The sequence below is a fragment of the Streptomyces sp. NPDC021096 genome (genome assembly GCF_040641275.1).
Taxonomy (GTDB): domain Bacteria; phylum Actinomycetota; class Actinomycetes; order Streptomycetales; family Streptomycetaceae; genus Streptomyces.
Genome location: NZ_JBFADG010000016.1, coordinates 67,940 through 84,950, shown reverse-complemented (window position 1 = coordinate 84,950; position 17,011 = coordinate 67,940). Strand labels below are relative to the sequence as shown.

General features: G+C 73.1%; 17 protein-coding genes and 1 tRNA gene. 10 read left to right on the top strand and 8 right to left on the bottom strand.

All coding sequences use genetic code 11. The features are described from left to right. Nucleotides 1-112: 112 nt before the first annotated feature. Nucleotides 113-2,023, top strand: a complete 1,911-nt coding sequence (locus tag AB0G59_RS20565; RefSeq protein ID WP_360913498.1) for an ABC transporter ATP-binding protein — start codon at nucleotides 113-115, stop codon at nucleotides 2,021-2,023. A gap of 103 nt (nucleotides 2,024-2,126) precedes the next feature. Here AB0G59_RS20565 and AB0G59_RS20560 read toward each other — a convergent pair whose 3' ends face one another. Then, the gene (locus tag AB0G59_RS20560) at nucleotides 2,127-3,056 is read right to left on the bottom strand and encodes an AraC family transcriptional regulator (RefSeq protein WP_360913496.1); all 930 of its coding nucleotides are present in this window, start codon (nucleotides 3,054-3,056) and stop codon (nucleotides 2,127-2,129) included. Between the two features lie 96 nt (nucleotides 3,057-3,152). Between AB0G59_RS20560 and AB0G59_RS20555 the strand changes: the two genes are divergently transcribed. Beyond that, the gene (locus AB0G59_RS20555; RefSeq protein WP_360913494.1) at nucleotides 3,153-4,181 is read left to right on the top strand and encodes a zinc-dependent alcohol dehydrogenase family protein; all 1,029 of its coding nucleotides are present in this window, start codon (nucleotides 3,153-3,155) and stop codon (nucleotides 4,179-4,181) included. Between the two features lie 31 nt (nucleotides 4,182-4,212). Here AB0G59_RS20555 and AB0G59_RS20550 read toward each other — a convergent pair whose 3' ends face one another. After that, a complete protein-coding gene (locus tag AB0G59_RS20550; RefSeq protein WP_360913492.1) occupies nucleotides 4,213-5,058 on the bottom strand; it encodes an alpha/beta hydrolase in 846 nt (281 codons plus the stop codon). A 225-nt stretch (nucleotides 5,059-5,283) separates the two neighbouring features. On the opposite strand from AB0G59_RS20550, the gene AB0G59_RS20545 reads away from it, so the two are divergent. Beyond that, the gene (locus AB0G59_RS20545) at nucleotides 5,284-6,258 is read left to right on the top strand and encodes a zinc-binding dehydrogenase (RefSeq protein ID WP_360913490.1); all 975 of its coding nucleotides are present in this window, start codon (nucleotides 5,284-5,286) and stop codon (nucleotides 6,256-6,258) included. A 22-nt stretch (nucleotides 6,259-6,280) separates the two neighbouring features. On the opposite strand, the gene AB0G59_RS20540 is transcribed toward AB0G59_RS20545, so the two are convergent. The 4 genes from AB0G59_RS20540 to AB0G59_RS20525 form a co-directional block, all read right to left on the bottom strand. Continuing rightward, nucleotides 6,281-6,355 (bottom strand) — tRNA-Trp (locus AB0G59_RS20540). Nucleotides 6,356-6,470: 115 nt separating this feature from the next. Continuing rightward, complete coding sequence (locus tag AB0G59_RS20535; RefSeq protein ID WP_360913488.1) at nucleotides 6,471-7,460, bottom strand: ornithine cyclodeaminase family protein; 990 nt, start codon at nucleotides 7,458-7,460, stop codon at nucleotides 6,471-6,473. Nucleotides 7,461-7,786: 326 nt separating this feature from the next. Further along, complete coding sequence (locus AB0G59_RS20530; protein ID WP_360913486.1) at nucleotides 7,787-7,993, bottom strand: hypothetical protein; 207 nt, start codon at nucleotides 7,991-7,993, stop codon at nucleotides 7,787-7,789. 103 nt (nucleotides 7,994-8,096) lie between these two features. Then, nucleotides 8,097-8,267 (bottom strand): hypothetical protein, encoded by a 171-nt coding sequence (locus AB0G59_RS20525; RefSeq protein ID WP_360913484.1) that lies wholly within the window; start codon nucleotides 8,265-8,267, stop codon nucleotides 8,097-8,099. Nucleotides 8,268-8,531: 264 nt separating this feature from the next. Here AB0G59_RS20525 and AB0G59_RS20520 point away from each other — a divergent pair, with 264 nt between their 5' ends. The 3 genes from AB0G59_RS20520 (at nucleotide 8,532) to AB0G59_RS20510 (ending at nucleotide 10,941) form a co-directional block, all read left to right on the top strand. Then, nucleotides 8,532-9,629, top strand: a complete 1,098-nt coding sequence (locus AB0G59_RS20520; protein ID WP_360913482.1) for a mechanosensitive ion channel family protein — start codon at nucleotides 8,532-8,534, stop codon at nucleotides 9,627-9,629. 154 nt (nucleotides 9,630-9,783) lie between these two features. Further along, nucleotides 9,784-10,308, top strand: a complete 525-nt coding sequence (locus AB0G59_RS20515) for an SRPBCC family protein (protein WP_360913480.1) — start codon at nucleotides 9,784-9,786, stop codon at nucleotides 10,306-10,308. A 3-nt stretch (nucleotides 10,309-10,311) separates the two neighbouring features. Beyond that, complete coding sequence (locus AB0G59_RS20510; protein ID WP_360913478.1) at nucleotides 10,312-10,941, top strand: DUF3592 domain-containing protein; 630 nt, start codon at nucleotides 10,312-10,314, stop codon at nucleotides 10,939-10,941. Between the two features lie 21 nt (nucleotides 10,942-10,962). Here AB0G59_RS20510 and AB0G59_RS20505 read toward each other — a convergent pair whose 3' ends face one another. After that, a complete protein-coding gene (locus AB0G59_RS20505; protein WP_360913476.1) occupies nucleotides 10,963-11,616 on the bottom strand; it encodes an HAD-IA family hydrolase in 654 nt (217 codons plus the stop codon). Between the two features lie 139 nt (nucleotides 11,617-11,755). On the opposite strand from AB0G59_RS20505, the gene AB0G59_RS20500 reads away from it, so the two are divergent. Then, the gene (locus AB0G59_RS20500; RefSeq protein WP_360913548.1) at nucleotides 11,756-12,199 is read left to right on the top strand and encodes a GNAT family N-acetyltransferase; all 444 of its coding nucleotides are present in this window, start codon (nucleotides 11,756-11,758) and stop codon (nucleotides 12,197-12,199) included. A gap of 44 nt (nucleotides 12,200-12,243) precedes the next feature. Here the strand turns inward: AB0G59_RS20500 and AB0G59_RS20495 are convergent, their stop codons facing one another. Further along, nucleotides 12,244-12,921, bottom strand: coding sequence for an HNH endonuclease family protein (locus tag AB0G59_RS20495; RefSeq protein WP_360913474.1), 678 nt, complete (start codon nucleotides 12,919-12,921; stop codon nucleotides 12,244-12,246). A gap of 371 nt (nucleotides 12,922-13,292) precedes the next feature. Between AB0G59_RS20495 and AB0G59_RS20490 the strand changes: the two genes are divergently transcribed. From AB0G59_RS20490 to AB0G59_RS20480, 3 genes are all read left to right on the top strand, one after another. Next, nucleotides 13,293-14,195 (top strand): DUF2690 domain-containing protein, encoded by a 903-nt coding sequence (locus AB0G59_RS20490; RefSeq protein ID WP_360913472.1) that lies wholly within the window; start codon nucleotides 13,293-13,295, stop codon nucleotides 14,193-14,195. Between the two features lie 13 nt (nucleotides 14,196-14,208). After that, nucleotides 14,209-15,012, top strand: a complete 804-nt coding sequence (locus tag AB0G59_RS20485; RefSeq protein WP_360913546.1) for a helix-turn-helix domain-containing protein — start codon at nucleotides 14,209-14,211, stop codon at nucleotides 15,010-15,012. Between the two features lie 724 nt (nucleotides 15,013-15,736). Next, nucleotides 15,737-16,885 (top strand): acyl-CoA dehydrogenase family protein, encoded by a 1,149-nt coding sequence (locus tag AB0G59_RS20480; protein WP_360913470.1) that lies wholly within the window; start codon nucleotides 15,737-15,739, stop codon nucleotides 16,883-16,885. The last annotated feature ends 126 nt before the right edge of the window (nucleotides 16,886-17,011 follow it).

Genomic DNA, 17,011 nt, shown 5'->3' with positions numbered 1-17,011 from the left:
GGTGATACCCCGTCAGGGGCAGGCTGCTCGTCACCCGCCGTCCGCCGCCACTTGATCTCAAGCATGGTTGAGGTTCTAGCGTTCGGGGTGAACCGACACCCCGGAGGAACCCGTGGACATGGAAGTCACCGCGTGGACATCGCTGCACAGTGCGATGAACGCCCAGCAGGACCGGCGGCCCTTCTCGCGGGCGAGCCTGGCCCGTATCGCCGCGTTCGCGCGGCCGCACCGCCGGCAGCTGGGCTGGTTCCTGCTGGCCAGCGTGGTCACCGCGCTCCTGGCGGTGGCGACCCCCGTCCTGGCCGGCCGCGTCGTCGACGCCATCGTCAAGAGCGAGGACACCGGCGCGGTCACCCGCCTGGCCGCCCTCATCGCGGTGATCGCCGTGGCGGAGGCGGGCCTGGCCCTGCTCACCCGCAGGCTCTCCGCCACCCTGGGCGAGGGACTCATCCTCGACCTGCGCACCGCGGTCTTCGACCACGTCCAGAAGATGCCCGTCGCCTTCTTCACCCGCACCCGCACCGGGGCCCTGGTCAGCCGCCTGAACAATGACGTCATCGGCGCGCAGCGCGCCTTCAGCAACACCCTCTCCGGTGTCGTCTCCAACCTCGTCACCCTGCTGCTGACCCTCGTCGTGATGCTCGGCATCTCCTGGCGGATCACCCTCCTCGCACTCCTCCTGCTGCCCGTCTTCGTCGTGCCCGCACGCCGCATGGGCTCGCGCATGGCCGCCCTCCAGCGCGAAGCGGCCCGCCACAACGCCGACATGAGCACTCAGATGACCGAGCGGTTCTCCGCCCCCGGCGCCACCCTCGTCAAACTCTTCGGCCGCCCCGCCGACGAGTCAGCCGAATTCGCCGCCCGGGCCCGGCGCGTGCGCGACATCGGCATCCGCACCGCCATGACCCAGTCGGTGTTCATCACCGCCCTCACCCTCGTCTCCGCCCTGGCCCTGGCCCTGGTCTACGGACTGGGCGGCTTCTACGCCCTGCGCGGCCACCTCCAGCCCGGAGCCGTCGTCGCCCTCGCCCTGCTCCTGACCCGCCTCTACGCCCCGCTGACCGCTCTCGCCGGCGCCCGCGTCGAGGTGATGAGCGCCCTGGTCAGCTTCGAGCGGGTCTTCGAGATCCTCGACCTCAAGCCGCTGATCACCGAAAAACCCCACGCCCGGGCCGTGCCCGAGGGGCCGGTGTCGGTGGAGTTCGACGGCGTCGACTTCGCCTACCCGGCCGCCGACAAGGTCTCCCTCGCCTCCCTCGAGGACGTCGCCACCCTCGATGCCCGCGGCGGCACCCCCGTCCTGCACCAGGTCTCCTTCCGCGCCGAACCCGGTCAGATGGTCGCCCTCGTCGGCTCCTCCGGCGCCGGGAAATCCACGATCGCCCAGCTCCTGCCCCGCCTCTACGACACCGACGCCGGCACCGTGCGCGTGGGCGGCGTCGACGTACGCGACCTGAGCGCCGCCTCCCTGCGCGAGACCCTGGGCATGGTCACCCAGGACGGCCACCTCTTCCACGACACCGTCCGCGCCAACCTGCTCCTGGCCCGTCCCGACGCGAGCGAGGAAGAGATCTGGGACGTCCTGCGCCGCGCCCGCCTCGACGCTTTGGTGGCGGCCCTGCCCGACCAGCTGGAGACGGTCGTCGGTGAACGCGGCTACCGCTTCTCCGGCGGCGAACGCCAGCGCCTGACCATCGCCCGTCTGCTCCTGGCCCGCCAGCGTGTGGTCATCCTCGACGAGGCCACCGCCCACCTCGACTCCACCTCGGAGGCCGCCGTCCAGGAAGCCCTCGACGAGGCCCTCGAAGGGCGCACCGCCGTCGTGATCGCCCACCGCCTGTCCACCGTGCGCGCGGCCGACCTCATCCTGGTCCTCGAAGGCGGCCGCATCGTCGAACGCGGCACCCACACCGATCTCCTCGCCGCCGGCGGCCGCTACGAAGAACTCCACCGCACCCAATTCGCCCAACCCACCCAGCAGCCCGCCCAGCCGGCCGCCCCCGAGCCCCAGCCCACCGCCTGACCCCCTTCCGGTTCCGGCAGCACCCGGCCACCCCGAAGGCCCGGCCCGCGCAGGCGGGCCGGGCCTTCGGCGTCCCGCGGCCGCCGCGGCTACCGGGCCAGGTTCATCCGGCGCTTGCCGCGCTCTGCTTGCGGTACTGGCCGGGCGCCACCCCGTACTCCCGCTTGAAGGCCTTGGCGAAGGCGAACTCCGAGGTGTAGCCCGCCTGTTCGGCGACGGTGCGCAGCGGGTCGCCGGCCTCGCGCAGCAGCCTGCCCGCCGTCGTCATGCGCCACCAGGTCAGGTACGCCAGCGGCGGCTGGCCGACCAGCGTGGTGAAACGGCGGGCGAACGCGGCGCGGGAGAGCCCCGCGCGGGCGCCGAGCTCCTCGACGGTCCAGCCCCTGGCCGGCTCGTCGTGGATGGCGTGCAGCGCGGCCGCCACGGCCGGGTCGTTCAGGGCCCCCGCCCAGCCCGTGGGGCCCTCCGGCCGCTCGGCCAGCCACCAGGTGCGCAGCAGATACAGCAGCAGGGTGTCCAGGAGCGCGGGCACGACGGCGTCGGAGCCGGGCTGGGGGTCGGCCAGTTCGGCGCCGAGCAGATCCACGGCGGCGCGCAGCCGGCCGCCGGCTCCGACGCGGGCCGGGAGATGGATGAAGGGCGGCAGCTCGGTGAGCAGCGGATGGGCCCGCGCCTTGGTCAGCCGGTAGGCCCCGCACAGCATGAGCGTGTCCTCGTCGTGCACGGGCCCGGTGTGGCGCAGCGTCGGCCAGGAGCCGTCCGGCTCCAGGCGGGCTTCCTCCAGCGGGGTTCCGGGACGGTCGGCCAGGCCGTGACCGTATCCATGGGCCAGGAAGACGACATCGCCGGGGCCCATCCGCACGGGGGCCGCGTCCCCGGGCGGCAGCAGATAGGCCGACCCCTGGAGCACGACGTGGAACCCGGCGCCCTCGGAGGCCGGGAAACGCACGCCCCACGGCGCACGCTTGACCGCGCGCGAGGAGTGGGGGAGCCCGGTGCGCATGGCCGCGATCGCATCGCTCAGTACGTCCATGACCGCACCGTACCGCAGCAACACAAAGACGATGAGACATAAAGGAAAGGGTTCAAGACATGGATCGTCTCTTGAACGCTGCATACGGTCGTCCACATGACAACTTCCCCCGCACATACGGCAGTCACCGGCAGGACATCCACCACCAAGGCCGTCCTCTTCCACGAACTCGGCGGCCCCGAGGTCCTCACGACCGAGGACGTGCCGCTGGCCGACCCCGGCCCGGGCGAGGTCCTCTTCCGCGTCGAGGCCATCGGCCTCAACCGCGCCGAGGCCCTCTTCCGCGCCGGCACCTACTACTACCAGCCGACCCTGCCCGCATCCCGGCTCGGATACGAAGCCGCCGGAGTGGTCGAAGCGGTCGGCGAAGGCGTCGACGCCTTCGCCCCCGGCGACGCGGTGATGGCCGCCGCCAACTTCGACTTCGGCATCCACGGCGTCTACGGCGAACGCGTCGTCCTGCCCCAGGAATCGGTGGTGCGCCGCCCCGAAGGCGTGGACGCGGTGACCTCCGCCGCGGTGTGGCTGACCTACGCGACGGCCTACGGCGGCCTGGTCGAGACCGGCCGCCTGGCCCCCGGCGACCACGTCCTGATCACGGGCGCCTCCAGCGGCGTCGGCACGGCCGCGCTCCAGAGCGCCCTGCGCATCGGCGCGATCCCCATCGCCACCACCCGCGGCGAGGCCAAGCGGCAGCAGCTGGAGGAGCTCGGCGCGCCCCATGTGATCACCACGGACTCCCAGGACCTGGCCAAGGAGGTCAAGCGGATCACCGGCGGCCAGGGCGCCCACCTGGCCTTCGACGCGGTCGGCGGCCCCGGCTTCGCGGCCCTCGGCGACGCGCTCACCCCCGGCGGCACCGCGGTCCTCTACGGCTGGCTCGACACACGCCCCCTGGAGCTGTCCATGAACTGGCCGCTGACCGTCCACACCTACTCCCACGCAGCCCTCGCCCGCCAGGAGGCCTTCCGCCGCCGCGCCGCCGCCTTCATCGGCTCGGGCCTCGATGGCGGCGCGCTCACGCCCGTCATCGCCGAGACCTTCGACGGCCTGGAGCGGATGGTGGACGCCCACCGCCTGATGGAGTCCAACACCCACACCGGCAAGATCGTGGTGACGGTGTGAAACCCGGCCCCCTCCGGCCGACACGCGCGCCCTATGTCGGGGGTGGGGGAGAGGTGAGGAAGCGGCCGATCTCGCGTGCCACGGCTTCGGGTTCGTCCAGCATCGACAGCACGTACGCGCCGGGCACCTCGGCGTACCGGCCCGCGGGCAGCAGGCCGGCCAGGCGGCGGCCGTGTGCGAGCGGCATCACGCGGTTGTCGGGCGACCACAGCACGAGCGCGTCGCCGGTGAAGCGGGCCAGCGCCTCGGTGTCGCGGACGAGTTCGGGCTTGTCGAAGGGGCTGCGGCAGTAGGCGAGCAGGTCGCGCCGGATGCGGGCGTCGCGCAGGATCGGCTCGGTCCAGCGGCGCACGAGGTCGTCCGGCAGCGGCCGGCGGGCCATCTGCCCGAGCAGCACCGGCAGCCGGCGCAGCGGGCGCAGGCGCAGCTGGCGGGCGGCGAGCTGGAAGCCGCCGGGCAGGCGGGCGGCGAGGGAGACCATTCTGCCGGGCAGGCCGGGCGGGAAGTTCTCGAACGCCTCGCAGGGCAGGATCACCTGCCGGGCGACGCGCCGGTCCCAGCCGTGGGCGGTCAGGAACAGCGCCCCGCCCCAGTCGGCATGCACCAAGGTGACGTCCTCGAGGCCGAGTTCGTCGAGGAAGTCGGCGACCAGGCGGACCTGTCCGCGCAGCGTGAGGTCGGCGCCGGGGTTCATCGGCCGGCGATGGGCCCCGAGCGGCAGCACGGGACGCACGTACCTAAACCCCTGGGGCAGGAGGGGCAGTACGCGGTCCCACAGGGTGTGATCCATCAGCAGCCCGTGCAGCAGGACGACCACGGGCCCCGCTCCACGGTCGTCGTACTCGACGACACCGGCCGGCAGCGCGACGTTCCTCACGAGCACCTCCCCGTACGAGTGTTCCTCATCGCCGTCATACCCAGCGCTGTAGGAGCGCCGTCAACGGACGCCGCCACGACGGACGCCGCCACGACGGACGCCGCCACGACGGACGCCGCCACGACGGACGGCGGGCTCTTGACCTCAAGCATGGTTGATGCCGGATAGTCAGGGTCACCACTCGCCGGCCCCGTGTGCCGGCGAGGCGATCTTGGAGCGCACGACATGCACGCGATACGGCTGCACGCCTACGGCCCCGCCCGGAACCTGACCCACGAGACGGTGCCCGCCCCCCTCCCCGCCGAGGGGCAGGTGCGCATCGACGTCCAGGCCAGCGGCGTCCACCTGATCGACGCCCGTCTGCGCAGCGGCACGACCGTCGGCCCCCACCTCCCGCCGCCGCTGCCCGCCGTCCTCGGCGGCGAGGTCGCCGGCGTCGTCGCAGCCCTCGGCCCCGGCGTCGACGCCGGCTGGCTGGGCCGCAGGGTCGTCGCCCAGCTGACAGCAGGCGGCGGCTACGCCGAGCAGGCCCTCGCCTCCGTCAGCGACCTGTACCCGATCCCAGGCGGCCTGGACGCCGACGCCGCCGTCGCGATGGTCACCACCGGCGCCACCGCCCAGGGACTGCTGCGCGTCGCACGCCTGACCGCAGAGGACGTGGTGCTGGTGATGTCGGCGGCCGGCGGCCTGGGCAGCCTCCTGGTGCAGGCGGCACGCGCCGCCGGCGCGCTCGTCGTCGGCGTGGCCGGCGGGGCGGCGAAGACCGCACGGGTCCGCGCGCTGGGCGCCGACGTCGCGGTCGACTACCGCACCGACCACTGGCCCGCGCAGGTCCGCACCGCCCTGGACGGCCGCGAGGTGAGCGTGGTCTTCGACGGAGTCGGCGGCACCGCGGGCCGTCAGGCGCTGGAACTGCTCGGCCCCGCAGGACGCTTCCTGCTGCACGGCTGGGCCGCGGGGGAGCCCACCGAGATCTCCACCCGGGACCTTATCGAACGGCAACTGACCGCCACCTGGGCCATCGGCCCGGACATGATTCCCCCCGGCGGCATGCGCGAACTGATCACCCGCTCGCTGAACGAGGCCGCCGAAGGCCGGCTGACCCCGCTGCTCACCCGCTTCCCCCTCGAGCGGGCCGCGGACGCGCACGCCGCCCTGGAGACCCGCCAGGCCGAGGGCAAAGTGGTCCTGACGCTGTAACAGGTCCCCTAGGGGGGATGGGCAGGGGTGACAGGATTCGAACCTGCGACTAGCGGGTTTGGAGTCCGCTGCTCTGGCCGGGCTGAGCTACACCCCTTCGGCTTTCGCCAAGATCAGTTTGCCATGAACGCGCCCGCCGCTTCCACAGGTTTATTCGCGCACGTACGAAAAGCGCCGCCTGACCTGAGCAAACGGCGGGCCCTTCCCCCGCATCACCCCAGTGTGATCTCCTCGCCGACCGTCCGCTCGCGGGCGGCGGCAACGACCAGGGCCGCGGCCGCCGCGTCCTGCGCGGCCACACCGACCGACTTGTAGAGGGTGATCTGCCCGGGCGAGGTACGGCCGCTCTTCGTGCCGGCCAGGAGTTCGCCCAGCTCGGCGTGGACGTGGTCGGGCGTGATGAGGCCGTCGCGGATCGGCAGGAGCAGGTCGTTGCTGCCGGCGGGGAAGGGGGCGAGCGCGGCCTGCCGCGACTCGACGCAGACCAGGGCCTGGGCGACGGTGGCGTCGTCGATCTCGCGGCCGTCCGGGTTGTAGCCGACCGAGGTGATGTGCACCCCGGGGGTGAGCCAGGGGCGGCGGACCACGGGTTCGAGGCAGTGGGTGGTCGCGGCGACGATGTCCGCGCCGTCGAGCGCCGCCGCGTAGCTGGGGGCCGCCCGGACGTCCGCCTCCAGGGCGTCGGACAGTTCCCCGGCCAGGGCGGCGGCCTTGGCCGGGTCCCGTCCGGCCACGCGGATCTGCCGGACGGGCCGGACCCGGCTGATCGCATGGGCATGGGAGCGGGCCTGCGCGCCCGTGCCCAGGACCGCCAGCACGGTGGCGTCCTCGCGCGCCAGCAGCCGCGCGGACAGCGCCGAACAGGCGGCGGTCCGCGCCGCGGTGATGGCCGTACCGTCCAGCAGGGCCGTGGGCTCGCCGGTGTCCGGGTCGAACACCATGATGACGGCCTGGTGGGTCGGCAGCGCTGTCCCGGCGTTGCGCGGGAAGAGGGAGACCAGCTTGCTCATCAGCACCGGGGCCGAGGGAACGTAGCCGGGCATGGCGGCCAGGAGCCCCTGGCGTCCGGGTACGAGCGCGGCGACGCGGTCGGGCGCCGAGGCGCGGCCCGCGCTGAGGTCGGCCATCGCGACGGCCAGGGCATCGATCAGCGCGTCCATCTCGAGCAAACCCTCGACCTGCGAGCGTCCGAGCACCAGCATCCGCCACACCCTTCCTCGAAGACCGTTCCGAAGCGTCGCCCCACTGGGCACATCCATTCGTACACGACGCGGCGGATCGGCGTGAACGCCGCCAGACGCTGTTCGAGGTCAGGGAGGATGCCTTGCATCCTCAACCCGCTTACAAGCGAACGCTGTTGAAGGGCGAGGCGGCGCCTGGCCGCTGGCTGCCGGCCCCCGTGGGCCTGAGCGCACGACAGGCCGCCGGCCTCAGACCAGCACCCGGGATCCGTCCCCAGCCTCCGCAGCCCCCTGACCGCCCCCGGCCCCTGACCGCCGTACCTGCCGTACCTACCCCGGACGGGCGCTCACGACCAGATGCCGGGACCGCCGCCACGCCAGTCGATCACCTCTGGATCGTCGAGCGGCACATCGGTACTGACGCCGGCCCGCACCAGGAACTCCAGCAGATCCACGACCCCGTACGCCACGCCCAGGGTCTCCGCGCCGATGCTCACCCGCCGGCCGCCTGAGGGCGCCGGCGGGTGGACCACGATCCGCGGAACTCCGGACACGCCTCCAGCCTGCCCCCGAAACCCCCCGGACGCATCCGGACCAGCCCCCGGGCCGGTACCGGCGGCCCCACCACGCACCCTCCCGCCACCCCCCCGCCGGGGGTCAGGCGGCCGTCCATTCGTGGGGCCGGCCTCCGGCCCATTCCACCGCGTCGGGGTCGTCCAGCAGGGCTTCGGCGTCCGGCAGCCCGGCCCGGCGCAGGAATTCCACGACATCGGCGTCGCTGTAGGCCATGCCGAGAATGTGGTCGGTGCCCTCACGGCGGACGGTCACACGCCGTCCGCCCCCCGGCGGTCACCGGTCAGCCGGCCACCCCCGCAATCCCACAATCCCCCTCCTCCGCGCAGCGCCGAAACAGGCGTGATGGAGGATGACTTCGCGCGCCAAGCCACCCCGTGACCTGGCGCGATCACGATCCGTCAGGACAGACAGGTAAAAGGTGACGATTCATTACTCCGGTCATTACTCCGGCCTCCCGGCGACCGCGGCAGCGTGCGACCTGGCAGCCCAGCTCTCCGTAACGGCGGGGGAGCGCCGATGACCCGGGCCCTGACACTCCACGACATCATCGTCGCCGGCATCGCCATCGCCGCCGGCCTGGCCGTGGCCCTGCTGCTGCGCGTGATCCTGCGCTGGCTCGCCGAGCGGGCCCGCAGGACCAAGTGGGCCGGGGACGACATCATCGTCGACGTGCTGCGCACGCTCGCCCCCTGGTCGTCGGTGGCGATCGGCGTGGCGGCCGCGGCAGCGGCCCTCCCGCTGACCAGCCAGGTCGGACACACCGTCAACCAGGTACTGACGACGCTCGTCATACTGACCGCGACGTTCACCGCCGCCCGGGTGATCAGCGGTCTGGTGCAGACCGTGGCGCAGTCCCGGTCCGGCGTCGCCGCGTCGGCCACGATATTCGTCAACATCACGCGCATCGCGGTCCTGGCGATGGGCTTCCTCATCGTCCTGGAAACCCTCGGCATATCCATCGCCCCGCTGCTCACCGCCCTCGGCGTGGGCGGTCTGGCGATCGCCCTGGCGATGAAGGACACCCTGGCCAACCTCTTCGCGGGCGTGCACATCCTCGTCTCCAAGACGGTCCAGCCCGGCGACTACATCCGGCTCAGCAGCGGTGAGGAGGGCTACGTCCGCGACATCAACTGGCGCATCACGGTGGTCGAGGACCTCTCGAACAACCTCGTCATCATCCCCAACGCCCAGCTCGCCGGCACCAACATGACCAACTTCAGCCGGCCCGAGCAGAACCTGACCGTCACGGTCCAGGTGGGCGTCGCCTACGACAGCGACCTGGAACACGTCGAACGGGTCACCAACGAGGTCGTCGACAGCGTGATGAAGGACATCAACGGCGCCGTCCCCGACCACGAGCCGGCCATCCGCTTCCACACCTTCGGCGACTCCCGCATCGGCTTCACCGTGATCCTCGGGGTCGGCGAGTACAGCGACAAGTACCGCATCAAGCACGAGTTCATCAAGCGCCTGCACCACCGCTACCGCACCGAGGGCATCCGCATCCCCGCCCCCGCCCGGACCGTGGCCCTGCAGCACAGCGGCCAGCCCGAGATCCCGCACCCCCGCACCTCCCCCGACGCCCTGCCGGACCGCCCCGGTACGGCGGCCTGAAGCCCCTCCACCGCCCCGGCCGTGCAAAGGGCCGGGGCGGCCGGGGACGTGAAATCGAGCCACGCCACCCGGATATCCCTTGATACGGGCCGCGCGAGACAGCAAGATCACCAAGTGTCCGGCAAGCGCCGAAACCCACCGTGGAGTCCCTGTCATGCGCATTGAAGTCACCCTGCCCGTCAATGACCCCGCCCATCCCGAGCAGCCACGCCTCGACCGAGCCCAGGTCTGGGAGGGACTGCTGCGCAAGGCCGAGAACGCCGTGCCGTTCGTCCCCGGCATGAGCGAGTGCACGGTGCTCGAGCGGCGTGAGAACGGGCTGCTGCGCGAGGTCGTCGTAGGCGGTGAGCGCCTGAGGGAGGAGGTCACCTTCGAGGCCCCTCTCCTGGTCAGCTTCTTCCGGCGCGACGACCGGGCCAGCTGGGTCATCCGCAACCGCATAGGCGAGGACGCCTCCGGTGCCCTGACGCTGACCTTCATCGGCGACATGCCGCAGCTGCCCTCCGCGGGCACGCGGGCGGCCGACGGCCGGAGCAAGGAGGAGGTCCTGGAGGAGATGCGCGCCCGCACGCTGGAGACGGTCCGCAACACCCTGGACGTCATCCGCCGGACGGCCACAGCCACAGCCACGGCCACGGCCACCGCCGCCGAGAAGGCGACCGCGAAGGGCGACGCCTAGCCCGTGATCGAGTACGTTCTGCCGGCGATACCCGGCTTCATGACCCTCGGCGCCCTGGCCCTGCTGACGGCGGCACTGCGGCGGCGACGGCGCCTGAAGGCGGCCTGGAGCGACGGGAGGGCGGTCGAGGGCCGCTGCGTACGCACGTACGTGACCACGACGGTGTGGCGGCGCGGCCTGCAACGCGGTACGTCGAGGTCCCTCAGCCACGTGTACGAGTTCACCGACGAGGACGGCAGGACGAGGCGTTTCGAGGAGGACGGGCGCGCGACGGTCTTCGAAGGGGAGACGGTCCTGGTCCGCTACCCGGCCGGGCGCCCCGACCGGGCGACGGCGTATCCGCCGGGTGACCCGCAGGCGAGGGCGAAGGCCGGCTGGCAGATCGGCTTCGCGGTGTTCGCCACCCTGCTCTGCCTGGGAGCGACGGCCGTCTTCGCCACTGTCGCCGGCGTTTTCACGGAGGTGAAGGACAAGGTGGGCGAGGTGAGGGAACACCCCCTCCCGCCGCGACAGGACCCGCCCCCGCGACAGGACCCGCCGGCCGGCTGGCCCACCGACCTCCCCAGGCCGCCGGATCTCCCCGCCCCGCCGGACGTTCCGATGCCGTCAGGGTTCCCACCACTGAACCCCTGACAACCCCTGACAGGGCTGCCGTCAGCCGGCGACGGAGATCTCCAGCCGCCCGTCTCCCATGACCTGAACGGACAGGGCGGTGAGGTCGGCGACCGTCACGTCCGCTTCCAGCTCCTGCGCACGGTGCGTGGTCGTCAGGGCGATGGTCGCCATGCCGGCCGCCCGCCCGGCGGCCAGCCCGGCGGGCGCGTCCTCGACGACCACGCAGCGGGCCGGGTCGACGCCCAACTGCTCGGCGGCCAGCAGGAACGGTTCGGGGTGGGGCTTGTGGTGGGTGATGTCGTCGACGGTGACGAGGAACTTGGGATGGATGCCGGCCTGGCCCAGCCGGGCCCCGGCCACCCGCCGGTTCGCGGACGTCACCACGGCCCACCGGTCCACCGGCAGCGAAGCCAGCAGCTCCACAGCACCGGGAACCGGCACGACACCGCCCGCGGCCGCGTCGGCGACCTCGGCCTCCTCCAGGCGCACCAGCGCCTGCGCGACCTGCTCGGCCGGCAGGAGTTCGGCGACGATCGCGGCAGCCGGCCGGCCGTGCACCTCGACGCGCGCCACGTCCGCCGGGGTCAGCCCGTAGGACTGGGCCCACCGGGTCCAGGCGCGCACGACCGAGTGCAGGGAGGAGACCAGCGTTTCATCGCTGTCGAACAGGAGGGCGTCGGCCGGAAGTCGCATGGCGGGGAGCGTACATGGCCTTGCCAACCAGTCGGCACGCCGGGCCGGATCACCTCAGCCGGGAACGCCCCGCAAATCCGGCTGCGCCGCGATCCCTCATCTGTGAGAGTCACGCCTTGTGAACAGCGATTCCGATGACATGGTGCTGCGGCGCGCCGACGACCGCGATGCGCCGGGCATGGCGGAGGTGTGGCTGCGTTCCTTCGCCGCCGCGCTGCCGACCGTGCGCCGCGCTCACGACGACGCCGCCGTACGGCAGTGGTTCTCCTGCGTGGTCGTGCCGCGGTGCGAGAGCTGGGTGGCGGTGACCGGGGACGGCGCGGTGGCCGGGCTCCTGGTGCTGGAGGGTACGGAGCTGGAGCAGCTCTACCTCGATCCGCCGTGGCGTGGCCGGGGGCTGGGCGACCGGTTCGTGGACCTGGCCAAGCGTCAGCGGCCGCAGGGGCTGGGCCTGTGGACGTTCCAGGTCAACGCGGGGGCGCGGCGGTTCTACGAGCGGCACGGCTTCGTGGAGGCCGAGCGGACCGATGGAGAGCGCAACGAGGAACGCGAGCCGGACGTGCGCTACCTCTGGCGGCCCTGAGCCCCGCCGGCAGACCCCTGCCGCCCGCCGGCGCCGGCCGCCGCTCAGTGCTCGCAGGTGTCCAGCATGGTCACCAGGGTCTCCTGCTCCCTTGGTGTGACGCTCAGCTTGTACAGGTGCTTCACGTGGGTCCAGGCGCGGGAGTACGTGCACCAGTAGGAGGTCAGCGGCGGCCGCCACTGGTCCGGGCTCTGGTCGCCCTTCGAGCGGTTGGAGGCGGCGGAGACGGCGATGAGCTGGGGGTTGGTCAGGTCGTTGGCGAACCGCTTGCGCTGGTCGGTGCTCCAGGTGTCGGCCCCGGAGCGCCAGGCGTTGGCCAGCGGGACCATGTGGTCGATGTCCAGCTGGCCGGCCGAGGCGAACACCTTGCCGTCGTAGGCGCTGACCCACGTCCCGGAGACGGCCCGGCACTGGTCGTCGAGCCGCACGTCCCTGCCGTCGCGCGCGAGGGTCGTCTCGCGGGTGTCGCAGGCGCCTTGCTGCTTGACCCAGTGCGGGAACTTCGCGCGGCTGTAGCCGGTCATCGAGTGCGGCGGCTCGACGGTGAGGTCGGCGAGTTCCACCCGGGCGACGTCCGTGGAGGGCGGCTCTGGCAGGTCCTGGCGGACGGCCGGCGCGGAGAGGGGCGCCTCGGCCGATACGGGGGCGGTGGTCGCGGCGAGGGCGGACAGGCACAGGGCGGCGGCAGTGGCGGCGCGGCGCCACCGGAAACGTGTGAGCACATACCAACAGATATCGGCCCTAAGCGGCAAAGCCCGCGCATGCCACCCGGCCGTAGGCATGCCGGAGACGGAGGTTGACGCCCCGTCCGATACGCCCAGGCGCTCACCACGGGCAGGACCGGCCTCCCACCCGGGAGAGGCCTCCACCGGTTTCGCACCGCAAGCCCCCTAGCTGCGCTTATGTGTCGATCAGGGAGGCTTATGTGATCGTTATGACACTGGCCGGTTGGGGTGATTTCACACCTTCGTCGATTACAGTCCACTCAACGCGGCGCCAGCTTCTCCGGCAGCCACCCGTGTGATGACGGGACGTCATCGGAGGCACCCGGCCGTGACCCGGAAGCGAAAGAAGGGGACGGATCGTGGGGGCGATGCGGCAGCGTCTCGACGAGGAATCCGCCGAGGCCAGACGACGGCTCGTCACCGAGCTGCTCCGGCTCAAGGAGTGCTCGGGCCTCAGCTATGAGGCCCTGGCCGAGCGGACCGGCTACAGCCGCTCGTCCTGGCAGCGGTTCCTCAACGGGGGCAAGCCCCCCACCCGCGCGGCGGTCGAGCAGCTCGCCGACGTCGCCGGGGGAGACCGGGACCGCCTCCTGGCACTGTGGGAGTACGCCCGGGAAACCGACGACCACCTCCCCACCCCGGACCCACAGCCCGAACCGGCCACAGCCCCGCCGACCACCCCGCCCACCGGGACCGACGCCGCCTGCCCGGCCTGCAGGCGCCCGGCACAACGCCTGCGCCCGTCCTTGCGGATACGCGCCGCCCGCTGGGCGGCCGCAGCCCTCGTCCTGGCGGCCGTGGCCGCCGTCTCGGTCTTCCTCACCGCCCGGCACCTGCACCGTCCCGACCCCGCGGACCACGCCGCCATCGCCGCCGCGACCGCCACCAAGGCACCGGCCGCCCCCGAACCCCCGGCTACCCCGCAATGCCGCGGCAAGAGCTGCGAGGGACAGGAACCCACCGCGATGGGATGCGGCCGCGACGCCACGACCCTCCGCACGACCTGGCTCGTCGGACTCGTCGTCACCCTGCGCCACAGCCCCGGCTGTTCAGCGGTATGGGCACGGATCGACAACGGCACCGTCGGCTACCAGGTCCGCGTGAGCACCCCGGACGGACGCTCCCGCACCGCGGAGATCACCTGGGGACAGGACGTCTACACCCGCATGCTGGCCACCGACACCCCCGGCGAGGCGATCGCGTGCGGGGTGATCCCCCGCCACGACGAGGAATGCACCGGCAAGGGCACACCCGCGCCCACGGCCCCGTGAACGACCTGCCGTGATGGACCGTGACCGGCGCCGGCTCGTCACCGAACTCCGCTGCCTGCGGGCCCGCACCGGGCTGAGCTACGCCCGCCTGGGCTGCCGCACCGGCTACAGCCGCTCCTCCTGGGAGCGGTTCCTCAACGGCAAGCAGCTCCCTCCCCGTTCCGCCGTGGAAGCCCTCGCGCGGCTCGCGGGAGCGGACCCGGCCCCGGCGGTGCGCTGCTGGGAACTGGCCAACGGCCGCATCGCGGCACCCGCCCCCGCCCCCGCCGCCGGCCCCCGGCCACCTGCCGCCCCGGCCCCGCCACCCAGCGTCCCGCCCACCCCTCCCACCGTCTCCCGGGGCCGCTTGCGCCCGCCCCGCACCGCCCCGTCCTCCTGGCTGGTCCTGCTGGCAGCGGTCCTGCTCGTCACCGTGACCGCCGTGCTCTACGCCGCGCCCGGCACCGCGACACACCGCCCGGCCACTTCCGGCCACCGGGCCCCGGCAGGAGGCCTCCCGCCCGCCGAGTGCGGCGCGGACGCGGCCGTCCTGCACGCGGCGTGGATCGGCCATGCCCGGGTGCAGGTGCGTCACAGCCCGACCTGCCGCACCGTGTGGGCCCATGCCGAGCGCTTGCTCGAAGGCGACGTGCTCACCGTGTTCAACGGCGGACACCGCGCGGACACCACGGGCCTGCCCACCGCGAGCTCCCACGACTCGCCCATGCTGCCCGTCGATCCCGGCGATGCGGTGGGCGCCTGCCTGGACCTGCTCCATCCCGCGGTCGCCGACCGCACCTGCACGGGCGCGGTACGGATCCCGGACCGCCACCCGTAACGCGCCTCCCACCCCTCCCTGCCGCCGCCGGACATCGTGCCCGCGAGACGGCCCCGCCGCGCGAATCCGCCCTCCGGCCACACCCTGTGACGCACCGCCACACCCGCACGCGGTGCGCGGCGTCGGCGACGCCACGGCCCAGCGGCCGGGCGTACGGACCGCCCCACCCCTCCCGCCCATCCCACGCGTCTCCCACCCCTGGACAAGGGCCGGGCCATGGCCGCCGGCGTCTGCCCGCCCGCGGCGCCGGCCGCATTGCGCGGCCGTCCTGCCCGCCACCCACCTCCCGTGGACGATTCCCCAGCCCGTCCGGGCAGGCCGCTCCCGCCCGCCGCCGGGCATCCGCACCCCCGGTACCCCGGCACGCCGGATCAGGGGAGCAGCGCGGCCGCGGGGGAGGGGGTGGAGGACCGGCCCGTGGTCCCGTTCCGGCCGTGGGCCATCTCGTTTGCTCCCGCTCTCCCCGAAGGGCAGGGAGGGGAAGGTGCAGGTCAGAGCCGCCTCATCACCATCCCCCGTCCCATTTTCTCCCACGGGGCCGCTGGGCCGCCCCGGCGGCCGGAAATGGCGTGTGAGGCTCTGCCCATCGCACCGCGTCGCTGCGGCGCCCGGCTTGCGGAAGCACCCGCACAGCCCCCGCACAGCATCCGGCCGACGCGCCCCGCCCCCTCCTTGAAGGACCGCGGGGCATCGCCACCCTTCTGAAAGGCAATGGTCTGCACCCATGCGAGCTGTAGAACACGCGCTCCCGGCATCCGACGCGCTCGCTCTGCTGCCGGACCTCGCCCCCGCCCTCGAGGTGTTCCGGGCCCGGGCGGCGGCCTCCGACGAGCAGGGCCGCCCGGACCCGCGCAGCCTTGAGGCCCTGCGCACCTCGGGCCTGCTCTCGCTCGCCGTGCCCAGGGAGTACGGCGGCGTGGGCGCCGGTGCCGGCGCGGTCAATGACGCCGTCAGGCTGGTGGCAGGAGCCGACGCCTCGCTCGCGATCGTCCTCTTCCTGCACTGCGCGGTGACGGCGCGGATCGCCCGCTGGGGAACGGAGCGGCAAAAACAGCGCTACCTGAGCGCCATCGCCGCGGGCGAATGCCTGGCGGCCTCCGTGTGGAGCGAGCAGAAGGCCGGCGCCTCGAAGGCGAAGCTCGGCACCCAGGCCACCTCGTGCGGCCCGGACACCTGGCGGGTCCAGGGCAACAAGACCTTCGCGACCGGCGCCGGCATCGCCGACGTCTACCTCGTGCTCGCCCAGAGTTCCGACGGGGGAGAGGGCGGTTACGGCAGCACCGCGCAGAGCCTCTTCCTCGTCGACGCCGGCACCCCCGGGGCCCACGCCCATCCCGGCCCCGGCCTGGTGGGCATGCGCTCCTCCGCCACCGGCTTCGTCTCCTTCGAGGACTGCCGCCTCCCCGGGGACGCCGGGCTCGGCCAGGCCGCGCAGACCCCCGAGATCATCGCGCACCCCCACCACCTGGGGTACACGCTGGGCGCGGTGAGCACCGGCATCGCCAGGGCCGCCCTGGACACCGCGCTGAGGGAGTCGGCCGACCGGGGTCTGCTCGCACACCAGGCGATGCGGCACACGCTGGCCGAGGTGGAGGCCTCGGTCGAAGCCGCCCACGCCCTGGTCGACCGGGCCGGTGCCCGGGCCGCGTCCGGCGGGGCGTTGCGCCTGGCCCTCCACGCCAAGGCCTTCGGCTCGACGGTGGCGGAGTCGGCCTGCACCCGTATCCAGCAGGTCCTGGGGAGCGCGGCGTTCGTCGCCACCCATCCCGTCAACCGGCTGGCACGGGACGCGCGGGCCATCGCCCACATGGGTCCTCCCACCTACCTGTGCCGCGAGATGGCCGCCGACACCTGGGCCCCCACAGCGCCCTGAGCCCCCGCCCCCGCTCCCGCCTCCTTTCCCTTTCCGCCGTCGCCGCCTGCGCACCCCCCCCTTTCCGGGTTCCGCCCCGTGCCCGCCCTTTTCTTCCGTGCTTCCGCGCAGCGCCATTCCCCGACG

Bases quoted from the DNA above. Each gene is read 5' to 3' on its own strand.
- AB0G59_RS20535 (WP_360913488.1), bottom strand. From the start codon at position 7,460: ATGCTGGTGCTCGGACGCTCGCAGGTCGAGGGTTTGCTCGAGATGGAC.
- AB0G59_RS20515 (WP_360913480.1), top strand. From the start codon at position 9,784: ATGCGCATTGAAGTCACCCTGCCCGTCAATGACCCCGCCCATCCCGAG.
- AB0G59_RS20500 (WP_360913548.1), top strand. From the start codon at position 11,756: ATGGTGCTGCGGCGCGCCGACGACCGCGATGCGCCGGGCATGGCGGAG.
- AB0G59_RS20490 (WP_360913472.1), top strand. From the start codon at position 13,293: ATGCGGCAGCGTCTCGACGAGGAATCCGCCGAGGCCAGACGACGGCTC.
- AB0G59_RS20480 (WP_360913470.1), top strand. From the start codon at position 15,737: ATGCGAGCTGTAGAACACGCGCTCCCGGCATCCGACGCGCTCGCTCTG.
- AB0G59_RS20520 (WP_360913482.1), top strand. From the start codon at position 8,532: ATGACCCGGGCCCTGACACTCCACGACATCATCGTCGCCGGCATCGCC.
- AB0G59_RS20485 (WP_360913546.1), top strand. From the start codon at position 14,209: ATGGACCGTGACCGGCGCCGGCTCGTCACCGAACTCCGCTGCCTGCGG.
- AB0G59_RS20505 (WP_360913476.1), bottom strand. From the start codon at position 11,616: ATGCGACTTCCGGCCGACGCCCTCCTGTTCGACAGCGATGAAACGCTG.
- AB0G59_RS20545 (WP_360913490.1), top strand. From the start codon at position 5,284: ATGCACGCGATACGGCTGCACGCCTACGGCCCCGCCCGGAACCTGACC.
- AB0G59_RS20555 (WP_360913494.1), top strand. From the start codon at position 3,153: ATGACAACTTCCCCCGCACATACGGCAGTCACCGGCAGGACATCCACC.
- AB0G59_RS20560 (WP_360913496.1), bottom strand. From the start codon at position 3,056: ATGGACGTACTGAGCGATGCGATCGCGGCCATGCGCACCGGGCTCCCC.